We start from the raw sequence: 22,085 nt of genomic DNA, 5'->3' as shown, positions 1-22,085 counted from the left end.
GCTGTACGGAAAGTAACCTGTAATAGATGGACAGATTCCGGTTGTGGGTCTATGGCTTCTCGCTAATGGCGTGCTCTTCTATATACTCCTGCAGCATGGAAGGCTCAGGGCCAATATAATGGAAGCGCTCCGCCCACTCCAGTCCATAAGGCTTTCCAATTTCCTTATCTGAAGGAACGCCACGCATTCGTTGCGAATCTATATCCAGTACAAAATGCTTGATGTAATTTGCGTTGGCCGTATTATCATCATCACCCAAAATGGGTAGCCGTTTTCCTTTCTCGGACAAACTTTTCTTAAGTCTTGCCCCTGCTTCCCCTCCCGGGCCTTGTGTAGTTATCACTGCATTGGCATGCACTTTTTTATTAATGCTCTGGGTAGTTTCTACAATCCTGTTCACTAACTGAGGCCCTCTTGCAAAGTAGTACCGTTCAGCAGCTGCATGGGGTTTTAACCCAGTTTCAAAGTGTTCAGGATAATCCAACCTTCCGGCAGACATCCATCTGGCCGATTCTACAGCCATGGCGGTAATGTAATGATCAGGATTTTCCTCATAATGCCCCCAGGGATCATACGTTATAATGGTGTCCACCTTCAACAAGCGAAACAAAAAAATAAGCCTGCCCCGCAACTCTTGGATGCTGATATTATCCATTCTATGGTTTCTATACCCCAAATCGTAAACTTTGGACAGTCCCAAAGCTTTGGCCACCCGTTCGTTGTCTTTTTCATTGTTATGGATTACCTCTCCTACCGTGGCTCCCCTCCCAGCATGGTCGTCGTTACTGGTGCGTATCAAGTAGCCTGTATATCCTTCCTGAATAAGTTTGGCCACTGTTCCCCCAGCAAACAGGGCAATATCGTCGTTATGTGGCTGGATGGCAGCCAAAACCTTGCCCTTATGCGGTTGGCCCGACACATGTTTTTCTACAGTTATCTTGTCGGTATTGTTGATTATTTGGGAATGCTCAAAAGATTTGGGGAAGGAAGGTAGGAGTCCCATGGCAACACTTTTGCCTATAAATGATCTTCGTTCCATAATTGTTGGGTTGTGGTTCTCTCAAAGATACACGATATCCATTCCGAGTCTGGCAGCCAACCATAAAAAAGCTGTCTATTCCTCTGAAAAGCAGGGAATTTAAGTCAGTTGCCCCTACCCTTATCCAAAACAAAAAGCACCGGGATATCCCGATGCTTTTCAAAATGTTTTAAATACGGTTTCGCTATAGCGAAATTTCCTCTTCGGTCCCATCTGGGTATGTGAGTGTAGCAGCGTCATCGCATTCGCCATCACCAAAGTCAACCGTGATAACCAATCCATTTTTGGCAACATTCATACTCCCTGCCACCAAATATTCACAGCCCAAAGAGCCTTCCAAGTCATCAATTGTGCTTACCGCATAAGTGTTTCCGTGCGCTTGGACTTCCCAATTACCAGAAATGCTGATCGTGCTCGTAGCCAAAGTATCGCCAAACGTAAAGCCTACGGTCTTGGTCCCTGTTTCCGAAATTTCACTACCATCTTCTGTTTCAACAGTCATATCGCTGGTAACGGAAAAAGCAATGGAATTTTGTTCGGCATCGCCACTAATACTAAAGGTTCTAGTGCCATTTATCTTTAGGGTGCCGACATAAAAATCAACATAGGTGGCTGTAAAAGCAGCTGCCCCACTCCCGGCCTCGTAGGTAACGGTTACTGTTCCGTTTACATTATCGGTACCATTGAGCACACAATTATTAAATGTGGCCACAAAACCGGTATCCGTGTACTCGGCCGAATAGCATTCGTTACTTCCCTTTGCAGATTTACCTGTTGCTCCGTTATTGGCAAATAGCTCGGTCAATGCATTGTCCACCGTACCGGCAGTTTCGTCAGTGGTCAAAATAGTTTCCAGTTCTGCGCTTGTCAGTCCGTTGTCGCCAGTGCCTACCGCATCTTCACTACAGGATTGAAAAAGAAGCAAAGCAAATCCAAAAAAGGAAAGGGTTTTGAGTGTTTTGATTAGTTTTTCCATTATGCTTTAAGTTTTAGGTAACGTTACATTAAACTTGGGTTTCAACGTGCCAAGCTAACGGATTTTGGCCATATTTAGTATCCCAAACCGGGCATTATCGATGAATGGCAGCGAACAGAAAACACATTTTAACACCGATTACAGGGGTTGAAATGATGAAATTATGCCGATTTGTAGTATTTTACGTCTATGCTTTGAAAAAGTAGTTATGAGAAAAACAATTTTACTGATTTTGTGTTCGGCCGCATTAGCTTTTCAATCGTGTAGCAGCGATGATGGAGGTGGCAGTACAAACAACACCGATGTAATTGGCCAATGGGATCTGATTGAGGTCAATATTAGTTCGGCCCAAGATATCAATCAGGATGATACCGCTTCGACCAATCTGTTGGATGAATTAGAGTGTATTACCGGAACCTTGACAATCAATGCGGATGAATCCTGGAGTTTCCAACAATCCAATATTGTGATTTCCTCCCTAACCAACAATGAGTTTTTTGCGGAATGTTCGGGAAGTGTTTCGGGTATTGGAACCTGGGGAGCCAATACCGTGCAGGTGGTGTTCAACGGGAGTTCTATATTTAGTTCCATGCAAATAGGCCCGAACAACACCTTGATCAATAATGTTGGTGATGATTTGCCAGGCATCGATAGTTTTGTGTATCAAAAAAGGTAATTCCAACCGTTGATAAAACAATAAAGGTTTATGCGTAGCTGCTTCCTTATTTTATTGCTGTTATCCGTTAATTTCATCTGGGCCCAACAAGGACCTGTGAAAGTAGTGGAGACCAAATCCAAAAACCGGATTGCGTTCTTTGCGGTCAACGAGACCCATACCCCTTACGATGTCCTATTTGATGTAAAAGGAAGCAATTTTAGGCAGAGCGCTGCAAAACCCCGGTGGATTCGTGTCCCGGCGGCCGCCAAGGTACATTTGAAGACCATTATTTTACTGCGCGACAAGCAACCTGTTTATACCAAAAACTTAAAGGTGAACGATAGTTTGTCCAAAAGGGCGTTGAAAAAGGAATTTGAGGTTTTGGACATTCCCCCGCCAAAGATCACTCCCAAAAAACAGATTACAGTTTACACCAATAGTCGATGTGCCAGCTGCGACAGCATTATCACCAAATTGAACACCGAGAATTACATTTTCCGAAGTGTCTCTTTGGATGAACAACCTGGGGTTAAAGAGCAATTGGGCAAGTTTTTGGCAAAATCGACCGTGGAAATGGATTCGCTATCCCAGCCCGTCATCAGCTTAGGGGGACGCTTGTATAGTTGGATCACCTCTTACGATCAACTTTTGGAGGAACTGGAAAAGGACTAGGAACTTTTCTCGGCCACGAGCACCCACATTTGTTTGCTGGAATCTCGTTCCCAATCCCCGTGGTCTTCAATTTCGGATATGATGGTAAACCCTGCTTGGCGCAGTTCCCTGCGAACATATTCTGGTCCTAGCGAGTGTGCATTCACTTGATCCCTTCGGGTTTTACCCCTGACCCTATCCTTGAGTTTTTCCAAAAGCATCACCTTCCCTCCCACTTTCAACGCATTTTTTACATGGCGCAGGATTTCCTCATAGGAGTCCATTTCGTGATAGGTATCTATGATAAAAACCGCATCCAGCTCGTCACTGGGCAATTTTGGATTGTCGTAATCCCCTAAAATGGTGATGATGTTCTTCAGGTTTCGGTCTGCGGCATTTTCCCGTAGGGTCTTTAACCTATCGGAACGCACATCCACCGCATATACCCTTCCGGTTTCCTGTACCAGTCGGGACAAACGCATGGATAAATAACCTTCATGGCAACCTATATCAGCGACCTTGTCCCCCAAGCCAATTCCAGAGAGCTGCAACAAGGCTTCGGTCTGCATCCATTCATCACGTTCTGGCCAATCTTCCTCGGTATACTGTGCTTGGCACAAAAACATCCCCAGAAAGAAAAGCCAAAACGTGCTATAGTTTTTTTTCATTGTTGGATTTAATCCTCAATCATACCTTGACCTTCTATCCAAGGAGCTCCAGCCGTTTTAAGCGCTGTCTCCAAGGACGGTAAGGTATTCTTGACAAGTACATTAAGTTCTTTTTTGATATCGTCCAATTGGTCACTGGCCCGCTTAAGTGCAGCTTTGTGATTTCCAGTTGGACCATAGGTATTGCCCAAGGCCACTTGACCTATAAACGCCCCATCTCCAGGTGAAGGTGGGGTCTTCTCCCCTACCTCGTTTCTTGATGGGCTTCCACTCATCAACTTTTTAATGGCCTGAAGCTGGACCTTGGCCGCATAGATTTTTGAGGACAGCTCCGCCGTTGGGTTGGACGCTTCATCAAAGGCGCGTTTCATCGCATCAATCTTGGCAATGCTACGGTCTAAATTGGTGGTGGTTGCGGTCAAATCCTGTTGGAAAGCCTGGAATTGTTCCCTAAAGGCATTGATTTCGCTTGTTGGCTTGGCAGGCAAGGCGCCTTTTCTCAGAGGTTTTACCTCAAAATTCTGAGGCCCTGAAAGCTCCTTAAGCTCTCCATCCACCCTTTGGTACAAGGTCACCGAATAGTTGCCTGGAGTTGCCGTGTAGGGAGAACCTAAAAAGTCATCGTCGCCCCCTACCGGTTTTTTCAATTTAATTCCCGTCCTATCCGCGTATTTTAAGTTCCAGGACACGCGGTTAAAGCCTTTTTTATTGGTTCCCTTCACCGAGTTCACCACTTTGCCGTTGTTATCTCTCACAAGCAGTACCAATGCCGGTTTTTCCTGGTTCGCCTCCTTATCCAAAGCATCCCAACCCGGGAATGCAATGTTGGATTTCTGTTTGTTCAGGGTTTTTTCACGCTTGGTCCTAGCTTCCTTTAATGACTTTAGTTTCTCCGGAAGATAATAAGTGAACACTGCCCCATAAGGTGGGTTTTTAGCAGCATATTGATTGTTTCCCTGTCCATAAACTTCATCCTTTTCGATATACCAATAGGCGGGTTTTACCTTATAAAGCTTCTCTTCTCCCATCTTGGACACCTCAAAATCCCGTAAAGCGGAAATGTCGTCCAATACATAAAAGCCTCGGCCGAAGGATGCAGCAACCAAATCATCTTCCCTTCTCTGGATGGTGATGTCGCGGAAGGAAATGGTTGGTAGTCCCCCGTCCAGTTCCATCCAGGATGTTCCTCCGTTGTTGGTAAAATAAATTCCGAATTCGGTAGCGGCAAACATTAGGCCTTTCTTCTTGTGGTCCTGTACAATTCTCCAAGTGACCAATCTCTTGGGTAAATTACCGTTGATAAAGGTCCAACTGTTCCCTTTGTCCGTACTCTTTAAAATATATGGTTTGAAGTCCCCCTCCTTGTGGTTATCCAATACCAAGTAGACCGTATTGGCATCATAAAGGTCGGCCCTTACGTCGTTCACAAAAGCTCTTGAAGGTACTCCTTTAATGCTACCCAAATTGATTCTTCTCCAAGAGGTTCCTCCATTTTCGGTCACCTGCAGGATGCCATCGTCGGTTCCAGCATAGATGAGGCCTTCTTGAATCGGAGATTCTGCCAAGGAGGTAATGGTGTTGTAATTGGACATGGCCAAAACATCCCATGCATTGTCCCAACTTTGTTGTCTTCCCATTATTGGAAGTGTCAATCGGTCTTCGTTTCGGGTAAGGTCCCCAGAAATGGCCGTCCAATCATCACCCCTATTTTCCGATTTCCAAACCCTGTAGGAAGCAAAATACAAACGGGTTGGGTTGTGTGGGCTTACCAAAATAGGTGCGTCCCAATTAAAGCGTTCGTGGGGCTCCCCTGCAGCAGGTTGCGGCTGCACAAAAACAGTTTCCCCAGTAGTTTGATCAATTCTCCATAGCCATCCCTGTTGGAATTCACCATAGGTAATGTCGGGATTTCCAGGTTCGGTAGCGGACTGGTGTCCATCAGCTCCTAGGGTAACCCACCAATCGGAGTTCAAGATTCCGGCGGCGCTGGCTGTTCTCGAAGGTCCGCCGTGGGAACCATTGTCTTGTGTTCCCCCATAAATATTGTAGAAAGGTGCGGAATCGTCTACCGCCACTTTGTAATATTGGATGAGGGGAAGGTTGCTAAAGTACCTCCACGTCTTCGTAAGGTCGTAAGATTCGTAAAGGCCTCCATCCGTTCCAAACAGCACATAGTCAGGGTCCGATTTTTTAAAGGCCATGGCATGGCTGTCCACGTGTTTTTTCTCTTCGTTCATGGTTGTAAATGTCTTTCCGTGATTATCGGAAACCAGTACTTCATTGTTCATCAGGAACAATTTCCCTTCGTGATGTGGGGATGCATATAATTCTTGGTAATAATGGGGTCCGGTTGCCCCAGCTACCGCATCGGACTGCTTGGTCCAGGAGCCTCCACCATTTTTTGAAATGTAAACGCCTCCTTTGCGTCTATTCAATTCGATGGCCGCGTAAAGCGTTTCGTTGTTAAATGGTGAAATGGCCAAGCCGATTTTTCCCATATTGGATTTCGGGAGCCCATTGGACAATTTGGTCCATGTCTCACCTCCATCGGTACTTTTATGCAAACCAGAACCTGGTCCCCCGCCCATTAAGGCAGCCACTGTTCGGTGCCTGTCCCAAGTTGCGGCATAAATTACATCTGGATTTGTTGGGTCCATTACAATGTCGGTAACCCCAGTCCATTCGGAATTGCCCAAAGTTCTTTTCCAAGTCTTTCCCCCATCTGTGGATTTATAAAAACCACGTTCTCCCCCTTTGCTCCAAAGAGGTCCTTGGGAGGCGACCATAATAACATTGGAGTTTTCAGGATGCACAATGATCTTTGAAAGGTGCTCTGAAGACTTCAGTCCCATATTCTTCCAGGTCTTCCCTTCATTATGACTGACATAGATTCCATCGCCAAAACCTACATGGCGCCCTCCTACATTTTCGCCCGTTCCCACCCAAATGGTACTTGGGTTGTTGGGATCAATGGTAACACATCCAATGGAATAACTGGATTGTTTGTCAAAAATGGGCTTCCAAGTGGTTCCGCTGTTAATGGTTTTCCAAACTCCTCCGGAGCCAACGGCCACATACCACACACTTTCATTTTTCGGGTGAATGGCAATGTCTGCGATTCTTCCAGAAGTAAGTGCAGGACCGAGACTTCTAAATGCGAGTCCCTTGAAGGTTGTGGAATCTGGTTTTTGTGCGGTTAAGTGTAGTGTGGAAAGAAAAAGAAATAGGATTGCTGAATAAACTTTTGAGCAGTGTTTCATATTAAAATATTTGGTTGAATTAGCCGCTGTAAGATAGTCAAATACATCAGCCGGGATTCTAAAAAAAATGTGAAAATCAGGGACTAGCGGTCCTTTTTTCGGTACATAAATTTTAAGCCACTCCAATCATCATCAACAGCAGCTACTTTTACATCGACCAAACCCTTAGATAATAGATATCTTCGAATGGGATCCCGTTTTAGTTCGGTTGTAATTTTGGAGCTGCCTTTGGGCCAACTCACCCAGAGCATCCCGGTTTTCTTTAACGCTGGTTTGTATTGGGTAACTGCTTCCTCCAATTCAAATTGGGTGGTACAAAAAACATGGATAAAATCAACAGTGCCTTCCGACCATTCCGATGGAAAACTAAGTTTTTCGGGTAGGTATGGAAAGAGCTTTAGGTAATACTTAGGCTCGTTATGGAGTACCACGATAAAACCTTCTTTAAGTCCCAACTTTTTACCGAGTGGGGTGCCAGAATATCCTGAGGGAGTCTGCATAGCACTAAAAATAAGATAATTAACAGATTATTGGCTTTCTATAAACTTTAGCAAGCTTTGGATGGCTTGTGCGCTACTTTTCCGAACTAACTTTTTACCCAGGAGTTTACCGATCAACTTCCTCAATAAGGATTTGGACTCCCAATGAAACTCCGCCCGCAAAAGACATTTTTCCTCTGAAATGGGAATGAAAATATAGAACAGGTAAAAGTCATCAAACAAAGGATGGTTATGGGTGAGTTCCCCATAAATAAGACGACCAGGTTCGGTCTCTTTTGTAATGGTCACAAAATCCAAGAGTTTTCCATTGACGACACAGGTATGTTCCGTACCCAATCGTGTTACCTCGTTTTCATTGAACTCCAATTTGTCCACCCCTTCTTGCCAATTGGGTCGGAACGAGTAGTTGGTAATACTCTCCATCAAATTTTCTGCAGAAGTCGGAAATTCTTGTTCAATGACCACCTGGGGCGGGTCGTCAAATGTAATCGTCTTAGGTTGAACAAAACTTCGGAGTTGCAATTCCCCAGGGTCTATAATGGAATAGATATACTCCACTTCTTTTCCATCGTAAGAATCGGAGCCTTGTCTAAATCTGAAGATTTTACTTGAATAGTATGGAGACAGCATGATGTCCAGCGCCAATTTTCGACTTACCAGGGTATAGTTGTCGCTGTCAACTGAGTTTTTAAGCAAGCGATGCGCTTCAATCACCTGCTCCCCAAAAGGTTTACGATTGCCCTGCACTTCAATATGCTGCAAATGACCACTATGTGCAATAATTTTTAATTGCAGATTGGGTGCGGTAGCACATGCATTACAGGGGCAAATCCTGTTCTTTTCCAACATCTTCAGATGACTGTAAAAGGCGGTAAACATGGATTCTATCTGCGCCAATAGATTTTCTTGTGAAGGCACTTCATTCTCCTTGTAGAAGAAAAGGGCATCCCCTTCAATTTCCGCAAGTTTGAGCCCTTGGGTGTTGGCATTGACCAAAACCTCCAGAAGTTCAGAAATGACATGTTGGCTGTGCTCAATCTCCGTAGTTTGGATAAATTTGGTATATCCCGAAATATCGGGAATGAACAAAAGGGATTTAGACATGCCTATGGTTGAGGGTTATGGTAGTAGTCCGTTTTACTTTCTGAAACTTACGCAGTGCTTAAAGTTGTCAGGCTTCAAGTTCATTTAAATTTTGCATGTATCCAAAAAACGAGGATTTAATTTCAGCTAATTGAGTATTTGGGGAACTAAAAAAGGTTCAGTGGGCGAAATTAATCACGCTCCTGAACCTATCTGCCGTGCGTTTGGGATTTAAGGACTTCTAATTCATGTAAGATTATCGCTGATTTCGCTTATTGGGTGCCCTAGGTTAATTGTCCAGGCCATTTGATTTTTCAGCAGCACTTATACTGTCTGTTGCACTTTGCATCAAAGATTCCTCTTCATCCCTTGGTGGATCATAATCATCCGATTTAGAGCTGCTGCAAGCAAGAACGAGCATTGTTCCAAATAACAGCAACAAAATTCCAATTTTGGTTGTTTTTTTCATGATTCAGCGGTTTACTTTTTATGTAAGGTACCTGTTTTTGAGCTGTTTAACCCCTGTTGATGTGTAAATCGTATATGATTGTGTATAATTGGCTAAATGCATCCCAGATAGTCAAAAACCAGGTAAATCCCCTTTTACTTGGCCAAATACCAAAGTACGCACCTCAAACATGCCAAACCTAAATTTTAACTTGAAATACTGGGATTAGTAACTTTCCAATTCTAGTGAAATTGAACAATCCTATTTGCAAGCAATGGAAACTTATTCGTTTCTTGTAATGGTCTCCTCAATAATATGCCCATCCAAAGAAATCCCTTTTATAACAAACAATTGATTGGGTAAGGGGTTGCTAGAAATCTTAAACGAAACCTTTCCTTGCTCGTCTGAATAAAGTGTTGGTTTCCAATCTATTTCCTTTATGGGTGGAGGCTGCCTATCGAGTTCATAAATTGGCGTATAATATCTTATGGATTTGTCATATCCGTTTTTGACAATATGTCCTTGAAACAATTCTTTAATCCCTTTTTTGTAGCTGTCCGTGGTAAAGACCTGGTAGGTTGGATGCCCCCTGGTTGATGCCACAAATACATTCTCTACATCGGTCATGCGTAATAACAGGGAACCTAATTCATCAGACCCTACGACGCTCCCGTCCACTACCAATCGAGCTTCCTTAAAGCCTGTGGTAAGGTACCATTCCACACCATTCCAGTTTCTCAACATGATTCCTTCACGTTGTAAAAATTGAAATATGTCCTCAACATGTGCACGATGAACCTCTGATGGGTCCAAATTGTGGTATAACCCAATATTGGAAACAAGCGGTTTGTATTTTTTAATCAAGCGCTTACGTTCCAAAGCCCTTTTGCTCAATTGTTTAGAGCTTACTTCAACCTCATCCAAAAAAGTTATTTCATCGTTGTAATACTCGTCGAAAAAATTCGAAAAATTTTCTTGTTCCACCCTGTAACCTCCAAATTTTTTTAAGGAATGGTTATTCTTCGGTGGCAGAACTGGAATTGCTGTATCTATCACAATCCTTCTAGGTTTGATGATCTCAGACCCATTATCCACAAACGCAATTTTTACGCTATCCCCTTTGTAGATGAGTAATTTATTAAAATCAAAATCCCCGCCACCATGGAGTGAAACTTTATCGATGATTTCATCCTGATTGGTCAATAGTACCAAGCTGTCTGATTCTAAAGGGTCTACCTGTCCTGTGAGATGAAAACCAAGTTCAAAATTATGGGTGACCTTTGGATGGATTTCCTGGATGGTATTTTGATACTGCATCCATCCTTGTGTCAGAAGTAGTAGGTCCAAATGCCCCCGTTTTTTCTTATCGCGTCTGTTGAAATAATAGAATGGATTTTCAACATGTCCCCTGATGTATGGGGTAAGCAAAAAAGCTCCCAAGATACTTGAGCGGCTGCTGTATCGGTAGTTTTCATCTATAGACAGTACGGAAACACTAAGATTGGATTTTATGGGTTTCTGGGTCCTTTTATCCAAAGCGGTGAGCTGATATAAGATGGAATCCTGGTCTTGGCTCATAATCTTAATTTCAACTTCAGCCTCAGGGTTATCCGGTCTTTCAACAAAGAACTTTCTTCCTAGAATAGGCTTGTCCCCTTTAAAAATAGTCACCGAATTTACCCCTCGGGGAAAGAGTTTTTTTTCGGCTATTATTTCAATATGGGTAGTGTCCACAGAAACAATGGGCAAATGATTGATCAGCTTGTTTCTTTGGTGCAATAGTATTGTATAGCCACTAGCAAGGGTTTTAATAGTTTCTTTATTCGTCTGCAATCGTATGGTAATACTGTCCTTGTTTGCATTGGAAACAGCAATTGCAAAGCCTGTTTTTCTTGCTCTAGGCAGGGCATGTCGTATGATGGTGTCATTAATGAGAACAAAGGCTTCATACGTTTCACCTTCTTCATATTCGAAACTACATTTGCCCATACCCAAATGCGCTTCGGAAAAGTCCACAATTTTATTGCCTTTGGAATTGACGACGTACCCTTCAAAATCAGTGCTCACTCCATTCACCAAAGCCTTTATCCCCATGGTGTTTGGTGTTTTCTCGAGAAAGTGTCCGCCCTCAGGAAAAAACTGAACATCATATAACCTATCAGCCTTGTCATCTGACATATCCGGTCTTTCCAAAAGATCAATTTGGTGGTGGTAGGCATTGTGCTCCCCAAAATTCTTCATGTAGTTTGTATGGGCCCGGAGGTATATGCTGTTTCCCGGTAGGTCTTCATTTAAAAAAAACTGACCTTGGCCAACACCTTTATGAATAAAGATGTTTTTTGTGGCAATATGCTTGTCATTGGCATCGAATAAATCTACATAAGCCAGCGTAGTGGGCAGTGACGGTGTGTTGGTATCGGTTACAATATACACCTTGAACCAAAGCACGTCCGTTTTTGAATATAGTTCTTTATTTGTATGGACAAAGATTTTTTCAAAATAGGGTTGCCGGTTGTTTAAGGGTTCAAGGATATTGGTCTCAAAATCATTTTGGGCCATCAAAACTGCGGGAAGTACCAACAAGCAGACTTTGCTTAAAAGGAATTTCATAAAAGTCTCATCATATGTATTAAGGTAAATAAAAATGAAACAAAATTGGAACTTGACAGGGGAAATGGGATGATTACTTTCGAAAAACTTGTGAATACCCTGCTTCTACTTGTTTTGTTTACCCGAAATAAATCTTAAGGTTTTGTGGTAATGTGGTCATTGCCCTAATTTAAAGGCGTTTGACCGATGTTTATACATGAATCGTATACGATTATGTATTTTGGCTTTATGCAACCTCAGATACTCAGAAACCAAGTAAAGTCCCACTTACTTGGCCAAATACAAAAGGGAGAACTCCAAGTGGGCAAAACCATTAATCTTGCATCCCTATCACGGAATATTGGGGTAAGTGTCACACCTATTCGTGAGGCGTTGAGCCAATTGGAGCAATCGAGGGTTATTTGTGCGATTCCCAACCGTGGCTTTGTGGTGCCCAAGCTGAACAAAAAAGAAGCCAAAAACCTCTATGAGACCATAGCCCAACTGGAAATCACTGCAGTAGAAAGCGCTACCTATCATGAATCCGACCTAGAGGCCTTGCGTAAGCAACAACTGAAACTGCAGCAAGCGCATACCTCAATGGCGCGATTGGAGGCGAGGCTTAAATTTCATGAACTATTGGTCCAAAACAGCACCAATTTGGTACTCCTTCAAATTTTGGATGACCTCAAAACCCGATTACGCTTTTACGAGCAAGGTCATGGTAATGATGCTAGTTTCTACGAAAATGTGGACAACCAAAACGAAGCTATTATCCGAGCTATTGAGGAAAATAATGTACCAACTGCCGCACTCATCTTAAAAATGAACTGGATGGTGGTGCTGGAATATGTGGAAAAACAGTTGGTAAGCTAGACATTGCATACTAAAAACCAATAGATTCCGTTTCTTCATAAATGTCCTTCGCCATGCAATTCCTAAATAAAGAGATTGAAACCTTGGTCAAACGTAAACGGTCCAAATCCCTCATCAAAAAACAGATTTCATGTGGAATTTTCCAAGATTTGGGTAATCAGGAACTGGAAAACAATCCATCCAGCGAAAGTAGGTAAAGGTTACCCCTTGAAAAGGGAGGCGTCTATTCCAGGAATAAGCTTAATCGCATTTTTATAATACACCTTTTTTAAGACCTCGTCGGGTAGGTCCAATCCGTACATTGCCCAAAACGCATGGTATTTTTTGTAATATGGAAAATACTCATCGTCGGTTTCCAAAACTCTAAAATAGGTCGGGAATTCCTCAGGTTTCCAGCTGTCCTTCCCAAACAAAATACGGTCTTGATATTTCACAAAGAACGTATGGGCTTGTCTAGGTTGCCGGCCCAATTCAGCTATTATGGCACCAATTCCCACATACATATTGGGCATTTCGTCCAGTAACTCCCCTAGCCTTTCCAAATTGTTCGCATACCAACCCATATGGGCATTGATAAACTTGGTATTCGGGTGTTTTTTGAACATTCGGTGCTGTTCATCAATAATTTGCTGCCATGGCGCTGGATTAGTGGCCGACCGCTTACGTCTGGGCCGTGTTTTCAGCTCTAACCAGCGTTCATTGTTCCCGTCCATCGGGTCCCAAAAAGATTTTGGATCCGCAGCGTGAATCAGCACTGGAATTCCCAACTCCCCGCACTTTTTCCAAACGGGATCTAGCCTTGGGTCATCAATCGCAACACGATATCCCTCCACATCTTTGTATCGCAACCCCAGACTTTTATAGATTTTAAGTCCTTTGGCCCCACTTCGCACGTCAGCTTCCAATTGTGCCGCAGCTTTCTCGCCCCAATTTGGGGAACCTACACCACTGAAATCTACATTGGCGAACACCACAAATCGGTTTGGATAGTGCTCATTCACATTTTTAAGCTTGGCCTGTAATCCTGTACCGGAGCCCCCACTCAGGTTCACCATCACCCCCATGTTCATATGATCCATATCCCTAATCAATCCGGATAGATCTTGGGATTCCATGTTGAATTGATGACTATGTACATCGATAAAAGTGAATTTGGCCTTTTCCACGGGATTTTCTGGGACCACCAAAGTGGATGTAGGATTGTATTCCTCAAAACCCATTTCTTGGGCCGAAGCACAACACGCCAAAAGGATTAATATTAAAGTAAAACTATAGTTTTTCATTGTTAATATTATGTAATTCAGATAGTTGATTATAATTTTCTACTGTATCAATATCACGCTCTTTCCCCATAGGAAGAATGGAAATACCTGCATATTTATATTTTTTGATAATGGCCCTGGCTCCAAATTCTTCATTCAAACCTGCCAACTCTGGAAACAAAGAAGAATGGAATAGCGCAGGTACGCCCCAGCTATTCCCGTAATGGGTTGCCGCCACTTTGTGGTCTCCTTGAGCAAAGGCATTTTTCAAACCCTGTAGATAGGCGGTATCCATAAGGGGTTGGTCTGCCAACATCAATAATACGCCCCTTGGCGAACTTTTGGTGTCCATGATTGCCCTAACCCCAGTGGCTATAGTGGTTCCCATCCCCGATTTCCAATTTGGATTTAGAATGGTTTTAACCTCCTTGCTAATAGATTCAATGATTGTATCGGCATTTGCCCCCAAAACCACGTAAACCTCTTCTGAAATAGGCCTTGCCTGAGCGATGGCGTGTTCCAATAAGTTGGTATCCCCCCAAGGAAGCAATTGTTTTATAGCCCCTTTCATGCGGGTTGAGGCTCCTGCGGCCAATATAAGGGTGGGAATTTCTCCAGACATGGGTCAAGTGTGTATTTTACCCATTTTATGTTTGAGCAAGGCAGGTTTTTTACCCCTTACGACGGACAGAATTTCAGAGACGATGGAAACTGCAATTTCCTGGGGTGTCTCTGCGCCGATATCGATTCCAGCCGGGCCATGGATTTGATCCAGGAACTCTTCATGAATATCCGGACACCTTTCCAAAAGCTCATCAAATAGCTTTTCCCTGCGGCGATAAGGCCCCAAAAGTGCAATATAAGGCCCCTTTTCATCCTTTAACGCCATTAGGAACTGAAGGTCTTTCACATAACTGTGCGTCATGATCACCACAGCCGTCTGGGCGTCCAGGGAAAGCCGAAAAGCCTCTGGCTCTACATTGATCAACTGATGGATACCAGGAAAGTCCCCTTCCTTTTTTTCCTCCCCGGGGGAGGCCACCACCGTAACTTCCCACCCGGTCAACGAAGCGTATTTGCAGAGCTGCACGGCATCGTGTTCTGCTCCGATTATAACAAGCTGAAAACAAGGATGCATCTCCTGCCTAAATTCCATAAGCCCAGTACTCACTGGTGGATTTGCTTGGTTAATGTATTGTGAAGCAGTGTTGAATTGAAAAACCGTATGATAATTGACATGTTCGCCGTACTCTTTTTCAAAATAGGAATGAATGGAAAAAGGCTGCCTCTTTTTTATAGTATCCCAGAACGAGGAAATAAATACCCCATCAGGATTAAACGCTTCAATAAGAATATAGAGGATGCCCTCGCAGCCTAGCCGGTATCTTCCATCATATACCATAACCTTGGAAGTTCCCAAAGCAAAGACCGACTCAGCTTGCCGAATCACCTCTTTCTCAACGCAGCCCCCACTTACAGCCCCCACCATTTCCCCGGAATCAAAAATGAGCATACGCACCCCAGGTCTTCGGTATGACGACCCATCCAAGGCTACCACTGTGGCAAGAACAGCCCGGTGACCCAACTTTTTTCTGCGTTCAAATTGCTGTACAATATACTTTAGTTCGTGCGTCATGAAACCAAGTTTCTTGTTGGTATTAAGGGAACTGATTTCCCTTTTTCCCCTGCCGTTACCGCTGGTTCTATTTTAATAAATCCATCGGCCTTGGACAATGCCATCAAATCCCCGGAACCGGTTGTGGTTACCTGCTTGGCAATCAGCTTTCCATCTGACAGGACAACCGTAACCCCAACAAATAGGGTAAGTTTGGTACTATTTTGGACAGGCACGCTTAAAAATACGGTAATTTGGGATGAAGCTGTTCCCAAAGTTTTGTTAAGCCAAGGTTTAAAATACACATGGTAGCTCACAAAGGTGGACACAGGATTTCCAGGAAACGAAAAAATAGTGGTCTTGGTTTCCAAATGCCGCCCGAACCAAAAGGGTTTCCCTGGACGCTGACGCACCTTATGGAATATTTTTTCAACCCCAAGGGCATCAAAGGTCTCGGGTAAAAAATCAAACTTTCCCTTGGAGACTCCCCCGCTTAATAGGAGGACGTCATAATCCTGTAAAATTACGGCCAACTTTTCTTTGAGGACCGATGGATTATCCACGAGATGAAATGTATCGGCCTCAATCTGAAGTGCTCCGAGCAGAGCTCGCAAGGTGTGCACATTGGATTTCCTGATCTGGTGGGGTTCTGGAGTTTCATGGATGTCCACAAGCTCGTTCCCAGTTGATATCACAGCAATTTTCGGTAATCTTTTAACCTTGACCATGGATTTTCCAACAGAAGCCAAAATCCCGATTTCGGCTTCATTGATTTGCGTCCCGGCCAAGAGCAAGGTTTCGCCTTGTTTTACATCGCTCCCTTTATAATGAATATTTTGCCCCTGCTTCACCGGTTCTTGGAGTAAAAAACCATTTCCCTTTTGCTCAAGATGCTCGTACATGACCACCGTGTCGGTTTTTTCAGGCATAATGGCACCCGTCATCACCTCAAGACATTGCGAAGCATCCGTCAGTTTTTGTTGTGGACTTCCTGCTGGGGCCATCCCCGATATCTCAAAGTACTGCCCATCGGATTTAATTCCTTTAAAATCTATGGCAATTCCGTCCTTGGTTGCCCGGTCGAATGGTGGGAAATCCCGATCAGCGAGTATGGGTTCCGCAAGAACGCGGCCATTGCATTTATGGAGTTCCACTTCCTCAGTACCAAAGTCCGTAGCTTGTTCCAGGACCTTTTGAATAGCGGTTTCGTATGAAATCATTATAGGTTAGGGCTTATCGCCATCATTTTGTTCATCCCGCCTAAAATAGAATAAAATTGAGAGTTGGGATATAGCTTTTGAAGCTGTTTTACGGCTTGGGCGCTTCGTTTTCCCGATTGGCATATCACATAGACCTCCTGTGGAAACACTGCGTCTGGTTTTACTTCACCTAATTGGTTTAGCTGTAAGTTCCTAGCTTCAGAAAGGTGGTTTTGCTCAAATTCTTCTGGAGTACGAACATCGATTAGGGTTAGTTGAGTAGCAGAATCCCTTATGGCTTGGAAGGATTCAACATTGATTTCCAGGACCAGTTCGCAGTCCAAGGACTCATAAGAATCCTGAAGTCTTTTTATTTTCAGGTTAGCTGGATAGGGCGTAAAACTAATCTTGGTCGCATTTTGACTTAATCCATCATAAACCATCAATTTTCCAGATAAAACTTCACCAATCCCAGTCAACACTTTTACTGTTTCCAAGGCTTGCAGGGTGCCTATTATTCCCGGAATCACGCCTAAAACCCCATTGTCATTGCAATCTGGTACTTCTTCCGAAGATGGCATGTTAGGATACAAACAGCGGTAAGTTGGACCCTCTTGATGATTAAAGACACTCACATGGCCTTCGAAACCATGTAGGGCGCCATAAACAAAAGGTATTCCAAGGATTATGCACGCATCATTGATCAAATAGCGCGTAGGGAAATTATCCGTTGCGTCCACTACCACATCGTATCCTTGAAGGATATCCATTGCATTTTCCTTGGTGAGAAAAGTATCATAGAGATTAAAATGTGTTGACGCATTTTGCGCGCCCAACTTTTCATGGACTACTTCTAATTTGGATTTACCCAGATCTTTTTCCGAATAGAGGACCTGTCGTTGGAGATTATGCAGTTCCACAATATCTTGATCCACAAGCCCCAAGGTTCCAACACCCATTGCATTCAGATACTGAACCACAGGCAGTCCAAGTCCCCCAAGTCCCACCACCAATACCTTGCCAGCTACCAGTTTGGCTTGACCTTCGGAACCGAATCCTTTTAAACGGGTCTGTCTGTCGTATCGGAAATCCATGTCACCCTAATTTGGATTTGGCAAACTCATAGTCCGTCAAAGAATTTGCATTATACAGTACTTCATCTTTTTCAGGAAACACCAATTGCACATCGGATTTGATCAAGAATTTTCTCGGACAAGTACTATCGGTAGTTCTCAAATGCATAATCGAAGTTTTAAGTCCTTCCGGTTCCCAAATGGTTATTAGCGGTTCTGGCAGTCCACTTTCTGTTGTGGCAAAGGAGGTTGCCAGTTTATCGGGATTGCGTTGTTCCTTTAATAATTTTAACGAATCCAAATCGAGCAAAGGGAGATCACAGGCAAGCACCAGCCAAGCCACATTGGGATGCGCGTCATGGGCACTCAATATGCCATTGAAGGGGCCCCGATATTCATTTTTGTCCACAATTACATCCACATCACTGGAGTTTGAAGTTTGTTGGTCCTCCCGCACGCTTAAGTAGACCTTATCGCATATTTCTCCCAAAAGTTGGTACAGATAATCCTTTTGGGGAACACCATGGTAATTCAACAAACCCTTATCAGAACCCATTCTGGTGCTTCTGCCTCCCGCCAGTACCAAACCATATAATTGTGGTAATTCTTTTGACATTGTAAAATTTTAGCTGTTTTGTTTAGCCTCCAATGGAGGTCATGGAGTTGTCAAACACTGTTTGGGAATGTTCTTTTTGGGCTTCAAATCCTGTTTTGGCCCTAGTGCCTATTGCTTTTAGAATCGTCTTTTCAATATTTTCTTTAGCCGATTCTCCACGAACAATATCCCGGACATTGGCCTTGGGTTTCCCATATAGGCAAGTAATCACATCCCCTGTTGCGGTAATTCGTAATCGGTTACAACTGCCGCAAAATGTTCGGGTAAAGGATGGGATGATTCCAAATGTCCCCGCATGTCCTTTTATTTTATAATTGACCGAAGTAGATGTTTTGGGGGATTCCAATTTTTCAAATTCAGGATAGGCTTGTGCCACATGGTCCAAAATGGCTTTGTGGTGCCATTTGATTCCTGAGAAGTTTTTGGTTCCTCCGTTAAAGGGCATTTCCTCCAAAAAGCGAACAGATACATTGTAATGCTTCATCACCTCCAAAATGGGAATCATGTCCTGCTCGTTCTGCCCATCCAATACAATAAAATTGATTCGAACGTTAAACCCTTCGGTAATCAGCCGAATCAGGTTGTTATGGACCGTATCGAATTGGTCCCTACGGGTAATGCGCTCAAAAGTTTCCTTATTGATGGAATCCAAGCTCACATTTACATTCTTTATTCCCAATTCCTTAAGCTCATCAATATAAGGTCCGATCAAGGTCGCATTGGTAGTCACCGAAATGTCATTGAGTCCTGTCATCTTGGACAATGCCCTCAACAACACCATCAAATCCTTCCGTACAAAAGGCTCCCCTCCGGTTATCCGGATTTTATCAATCCCCTGCCCCACCAAAATTTCACTCACGGAAATCAGCTCATCAATAGTCAAGAGTTTATCGTTTTTGACAAAATCAATACCCTCGGAAGGCATGCAATAGTTGCAACGAAGATTGCACCTGTCGGTAACAGCCAACCTTAAATAATTGATGTTTCTATTGTGATTGTCAATCAGCATAATATCCTTTCAATTGTAATGCAAGATACCAATTGTGCCCCTTACTACCCACCGCTTACAGGGGGAATAAGCGCTATTTCATCGTAAGCATCAATGGATTCATCATCTTGGGCATAAGAATTGTTCACTGCTACTGCCAAGGAAGAGAGCTTATTAAGTTCCGGATAGGTTTCCCCCAGGAACTCTTTAAGCTCTTTGACCGTTTTCGGAATTTTTCTACCTGTAGCGCTAGCTGTGGGAACGGACAAGGTGGAACTGCCCACAATGTCCTTGGTTACCCCAAACAACAGTATTGTCATACAATCAACCTATTACTTCTTTTTCAGGTACTTTTAAAAGTTCTGGATTTTTGGTGAATGGCTGCTGGTACAATCTATTGCCCGTTGCTGCCTTAAAGGCATTGGCTATGGCACCTCCTGCTGGAGGTAATGTAGGCTCGCCCAATCCTGTTGGTGAAAGTTCATTTTTGATGAAGTGGGTTTCCACTTCTGGAACTTCCCGCATACGGATAAGACGGAATTTATCAAAATTCTGCGCGTGGCCCTGTCCACCATCAAATGTAAAGTCGCCGTACATAGAATGTCCAACACCATCAATTACCCCACCTTCAGCTTGATTAACAGCTCCTGTTGGGTTAACCACAATGCCACAATCCACAACACAGGTAATTTTCTTGACCACAGGATCTCCGTTCACCACCTCAACATCGGCCACCTGGGCCACATGGGAATTATGGCAATAGTAGTTCACAAATCCTTGATACACATGACTGGGTTTGGTGCCCCATCCAGATTTTTCAACAGCAACCTTTATAACCTCCTTCATACGCTCGGGTGAATATTGGATGCGCTCATCGTCTTCTGGTTTCACCTTATCCAATAAATCCAATCGCATTTGGATCTTGTCCACATCCATCAGCTCGGCCAATTCGTCAAAGAAACTTTGCTCTGCCGAAGCCAAGAAATTAGTGTATGGCGCCCGCCATGCTCCGGTGGTTATATTACTATTGTAGGAAGCAGAGTCAACCTGATAATTTTCTATAGCCCCTGCAGGGAAAAAATTGGGGATAAGGCCATACATCCCATCATTGATGGCGGCTTCTTTTAAATGGTATGCCGTTATCTTTCCATCCTTGATTCCCGCCTTTATTCGATACTTAATGGCTGGTCGGTAAACTCCTATGCCCATGTCGTCTTCCCGGGTGAAAACCACCTTTACCGGTTTTCTGATAACATCAGCAACCTCGGCAGCCTCAATTACAAAGTCCCCGAACAAGCGCCTTCCGAAACCCCCTCCCATTCGGGTCATTTCCAAAACGATATCCTTTTCGTCCCTGCCCAGCATTTTGGCCACTAATCCTGCCTTCCAGGCCGGGGTTTGGATAGGCCCAACCAAATGAACCTTTTCATCGGTCACCTCGGCATAAAAATTCATGGGCTCCAAACAGTTGTGGGGCAAAAATGGCGACTCATAAGTCCGCTCAAGCACCTCGTCTGCCTCTGCAAAAGCTTTTTTAATATTCCCATCGGAACGCATGGTATTGAACTCCTTACCATCCAAAAGGGCAGTGAGTTTTTTATCGTGACCCTCAGTACTTTCCACAGAAGTATCTTCTTCCCAAACTGCTTTTATGGCCTCCTTGGCCTTAAAGGCTTGCCAGGTAGTTTCAGCAATCACAGCCACCTTGTCACTGGAGGAAATTTTACTTCCAAAACCTGGGTCTTCTGCCAAAAGGGCCCTGACCTTCTCGCCAATCTTAACTACATCAATCACTCCAGGCATGTTACGGGCCTCGGTATCATCATAGGAAACCAATTTTTGGCCAAAGGCCGGAGGTCTTACCAACGCGGCATAGACCATTCCATCGGTTTTATAATCCAATCCAAAAAGCGGCTTCCCAGAGGTAATCTTGTCAATATCCACATTCACCGCACTTTTACCCATGATCTTGTAATCTTTTGGGTCTTTCAGTTTTACATCTTCTGGTACTTCCAGCAAAGCGGCTTCGTTGACCACATCGCCATAGCCCAAGGTCTCCCCCGCGGCATTGGTGATCACTCCCTCACTTACCGTACATTCCGAGGGGTCTACACCCCACCGGGCCGCAGCTGCACTTACCAACATTTGTTTTGCCGTAGCACCGGTCTGCCTTAGGGCATCCCATCCAAATCGAATGGACTGGCTTCCGCCGGCCACCTGTCGTTGAAAATTTTCATTATCTAATTTGCCCTGTTCCACATAGACGTCCTTCCAGGCCACATCAAGCTCTTCGGCAATGATCATGGGCATCGATGTCTTCACTCCCTGTCCAATTTCTGGATTGGGCGAAAAAATGGTCACGGCCCCATTGTCCGCAATTTTTATAAAGGCATTGAAGTCGTTATAATTTAACTGTGAAAGATCTACAGGAGGTTCGGCCTTTGGTTTGCAGGCTTGAAACAGGTTAAAGCCAATAAGCATCCCACCCCCTGCAAGGGAGGAGGTACGCATAAAAGCCCTTCTACTAAATGTTATTGTTGAATTTGATGACATTTTGTTGTTTTTAGAGGTGTGGTTTAAGTTG

Annotated in this window: 21 protein-coding genes; 4 read left to right on the top strand and 17 right to left on the bottom strand. The window is 43.8% G+C overall.

The features are described from left to right. Positions 1–49: 49 nt before the first annotated feature. Entirely contained in the window at positions 50–1,039 is a 990-nt protein-coding gene (locus tag M3P07_RS05635) for a PIG-L deacetylase family protein (RefSeq protein ID WP_249968919.1), read from the bottom strand. A 184-nt stretch (positions 1,040–1,223) separates the two neighbouring features. After that, on the bottom strand, positions 1,224–2,015 hold the full coding sequence (locus M3P07_RS05630; protein WP_249968918.1) for a hypothetical protein: 792 nt from the start codon (positions 2,013–2,015) through the stop codon (positions 1,224–1,226). 208 nt (positions 2,016–2,223) lie between these two features. Here M3P07_RS05630 and M3P07_RS05625 point away from each other — a divergent pair, with 208 nt between their 5' ends. Together M3P07_RS05625 and M3P07_RS05620 are read left to right on the top strand one after the other, a co-directional pair. Further along, entirely contained in the window at positions 2,224–2,691 is a 468-nt protein-coding gene (locus M3P07_RS05625) for a hypothetical protein (protein ID WP_249968917.1), read from the top strand. 30 nt (positions 2,692–2,721) lie between these two features. Beyond that, the gene (locus tag M3P07_RS05620) at positions 2,722–3,345 is read left to right on the top strand and encodes a hypothetical protein (protein WP_249968916.1); all 624 of its coding nucleotides are present in this window, start codon (positions 2,722–2,724) and stop codon (positions 3,343–3,345) included. On the opposite strand, the gene M3P07_RS05615 is transcribed toward M3P07_RS05620, so the two are convergent. The 6 genes from M3P07_RS05615 to M3P07_RS05590 all read right to left on the bottom strand — a co-directional run bounded on the left by M3P07_RS05615 (position 3,342) and on the right by M3P07_RS05590 (position 11,893). After that, complete coding sequence (locus M3P07_RS05615) at positions 3,342–3,992, bottom strand: class I SAM-dependent methyltransferase (protein ID WP_249968915.1); 651 nt, start codon at positions 3,990–3,992, stop codon at positions 3,342–3,344. The genes M3P07_RS05620 and M3P07_RS05615 overlap by 4 nt on opposite strands. Before the next feature lie 8 nt (positions 3,993–4,000). Continuing rightward, complete coding sequence (locus M3P07_RS05610; RefSeq protein ID WP_249968914.1) at positions 4,001–7,252, bottom strand: WD40/YVTN/BNR-like repeat-containing protein; 3,252 nt, start codon at positions 7,250–7,252, stop codon at positions 4,001–4,003. Between the two features lie 83 nt (positions 7,253–7,335). Then, on the bottom strand, positions 7,336–7,752 hold the full coding sequence (locus tag M3P07_RS05605; RefSeq protein ID WP_249968913.1) for a DUF3052 domain-containing protein: 417 nt from the start codon (positions 7,750–7,752) through the stop codon (positions 7,336–7,338). A gap of 27 nt (positions 7,753–7,779) precedes the next feature. After that, positions 7,780–8,856, bottom strand: a complete 1,077-nt coding sequence (locus M3P07_RS05600) for a DUF2652 domain-containing protein (RefSeq protein WP_249968912.1) — start codon at positions 8,854–8,856, stop codon at positions 7,780–7,782. Positions 8,857–9,124: 268 nt separating this feature from the next. Then, positions 9,125–9,304, bottom strand: a complete 180-nt coding sequence (locus M3P07_RS05595) for a hypothetical protein (RefSeq protein WP_249968911.1) — start codon at positions 9,302–9,304, stop codon at positions 9,125–9,127. A 261-nt stretch (positions 9,305–9,565) separates the two neighbouring features. Continuing rightward, positions 9,566–11,893, bottom strand: coding sequence for a hypothetical protein (locus M3P07_RS05590; protein WP_249968910.1), 2,328 nt, complete (start codon positions 11,891–11,893; stop codon positions 9,566–9,568). 228 nt (positions 11,894–12,121) lie between these two features. Between M3P07_RS05590 and M3P07_RS05585 the strand changes: the two genes are divergently transcribed. Both M3P07_RS05585 and M3P07_RS05580 read left to right on the top strand, forming a co-directional pair. Further along, the gene (locus M3P07_RS05585; RefSeq protein WP_249968909.1) at positions 12,122–12,748 is read left to right on the top strand and encodes a GntR family transcriptional regulator; all 627 of its coding nucleotides are present in this window, start codon (positions 12,122–12,124) and stop codon (positions 12,746–12,748) included. A 53-nt stretch (positions 12,749–12,801) separates the two neighbouring features. Further along, positions 12,802–12,945: a hypothetical protein gene (locus M3P07_RS05580; protein ID WP_249968908.1), complete on the top strand. Its 144-nt coding sequence runs from the start codon at positions 12,802–12,804 to the stop codon at positions 12,943–12,945. Between the two features lie 3 nt (positions 12,946–12,948). Here M3P07_RS05580 and M3P07_RS05575 read toward each other — a convergent pair whose 3' ends face one another. The 9 genes from M3P07_RS05575 to M3P07_RS05535 are packed head-to-tail and all read right to left on the bottom strand — an operon-like array spanning position 12,949 to position 22,054. Continuing rightward, positions 12,949–14,031 carry an amidohydrolase family protein gene (locus tag M3P07_RS05575; RefSeq protein WP_249968907.1) on the bottom strand — a complete coding sequence of 361 codons (1,083 nt, stop codon included), beginning with the start codon at positions 14,029–14,031 and terminating at the stop codon, positions 12,949–12,951. Beyond that, positions 14,018–14,632 (bottom strand): nucleotidyltransferase family protein, encoded by a 615-nt coding sequence (locus tag M3P07_RS05570; RefSeq protein ID WP_249968906.1) that lies wholly within the window; start codon positions 14,630–14,632, stop codon positions 14,018–14,020. The genes M3P07_RS05575 and M3P07_RS05570 overlap by 14 nt, the downstream gene beginning before the upstream one ends. A 3-nt stretch (positions 14,633–14,635) precedes the next feature. Beyond that, a complete protein-coding gene (locus M3P07_RS05565; protein ID WP_249968905.1) occupies positions 14,636–15,646 on the bottom strand; it encodes an XdhC family protein in 1,011 nt (336 codons plus the stop codon). Continuing rightward, entirely contained in the window at positions 15,643–16,845 is a 1,203-nt protein-coding gene (locus M3P07_RS05560; RefSeq protein ID WP_249968904.1) for a molybdopterin molybdotransferase MoeA, read from the bottom strand. The genes M3P07_RS05565 and M3P07_RS05560 overlap by 4 nt, the downstream gene beginning before the upstream one ends. Then, entirely contained in the window at positions 16,845–17,918 is a 1,074-nt protein-coding gene (locus M3P07_RS05555; RefSeq protein WP_249968903.1) for a HesA/MoeB/ThiF family protein, read from the bottom strand. The genes M3P07_RS05560 and M3P07_RS05555 overlap by 1 nt, the downstream gene beginning before the upstream one ends. 1 nt (position 17,919) lies before the next feature. Beyond that, positions 17,920–18,513 (bottom strand): NTP transferase domain-containing protein, encoded by a 594-nt coding sequence (locus M3P07_RS05550; RefSeq protein WP_249968902.1) that lies wholly within the window; start codon positions 18,511–18,513, stop codon positions 17,920–17,922. Between the two features lie 22 nt (positions 18,514–18,535). After that, positions 18,536–19,522 carry a GTP 3',8-cyclase MoaA gene (gene moaA, locus M3P07_RS05545; RefSeq protein WP_249968901.1) on the bottom strand — a complete coding sequence of 329 codons (987 nt, stop codon included), beginning with the start codon at positions 19,520–19,522 and terminating at the stop codon, positions 18,536–18,538. A gap of 44 nt (positions 19,523–19,566) precedes the next feature. Then, on the bottom strand, positions 19,567–19,821 hold the full coding sequence (locus M3P07_RS05540; RefSeq protein ID WP_249968900.1) for a MoaD/ThiS family protein: 255 nt from the start codon (positions 19,819–19,821) through the stop codon (positions 19,567–19,569). A gap of 4 nt (positions 19,822–19,825) precedes the next feature. Further along, positions 19,826–22,054 carry a xanthine dehydrogenase family protein molybdopterin-binding subunit gene (locus M3P07_RS05535; RefSeq protein ID WP_249968899.1) on the bottom strand — a complete coding sequence of 743 codons (2,229 nt, stop codon included), beginning with the start codon at positions 22,052–22,054 and terminating at the stop codon, positions 19,826–19,828. Positions 22,055–22,085 lie beyond the last annotated feature (31 nt).

Origin of the sequence: Flagellimonas myxillae, from assembly GCF_023502235.1 — a bacterium.
Lineage (GTDB): Bacteria > Bacteroidota > Bacteroidia > Flavobacteriales > Flavobacteriaceae > Flagellimonas > Flagellimonas myxillae.
Note: the sequence above shows the minus strand (reverse complement) of the source record. Positions and strands in the feature narration are given on the sequence as shown.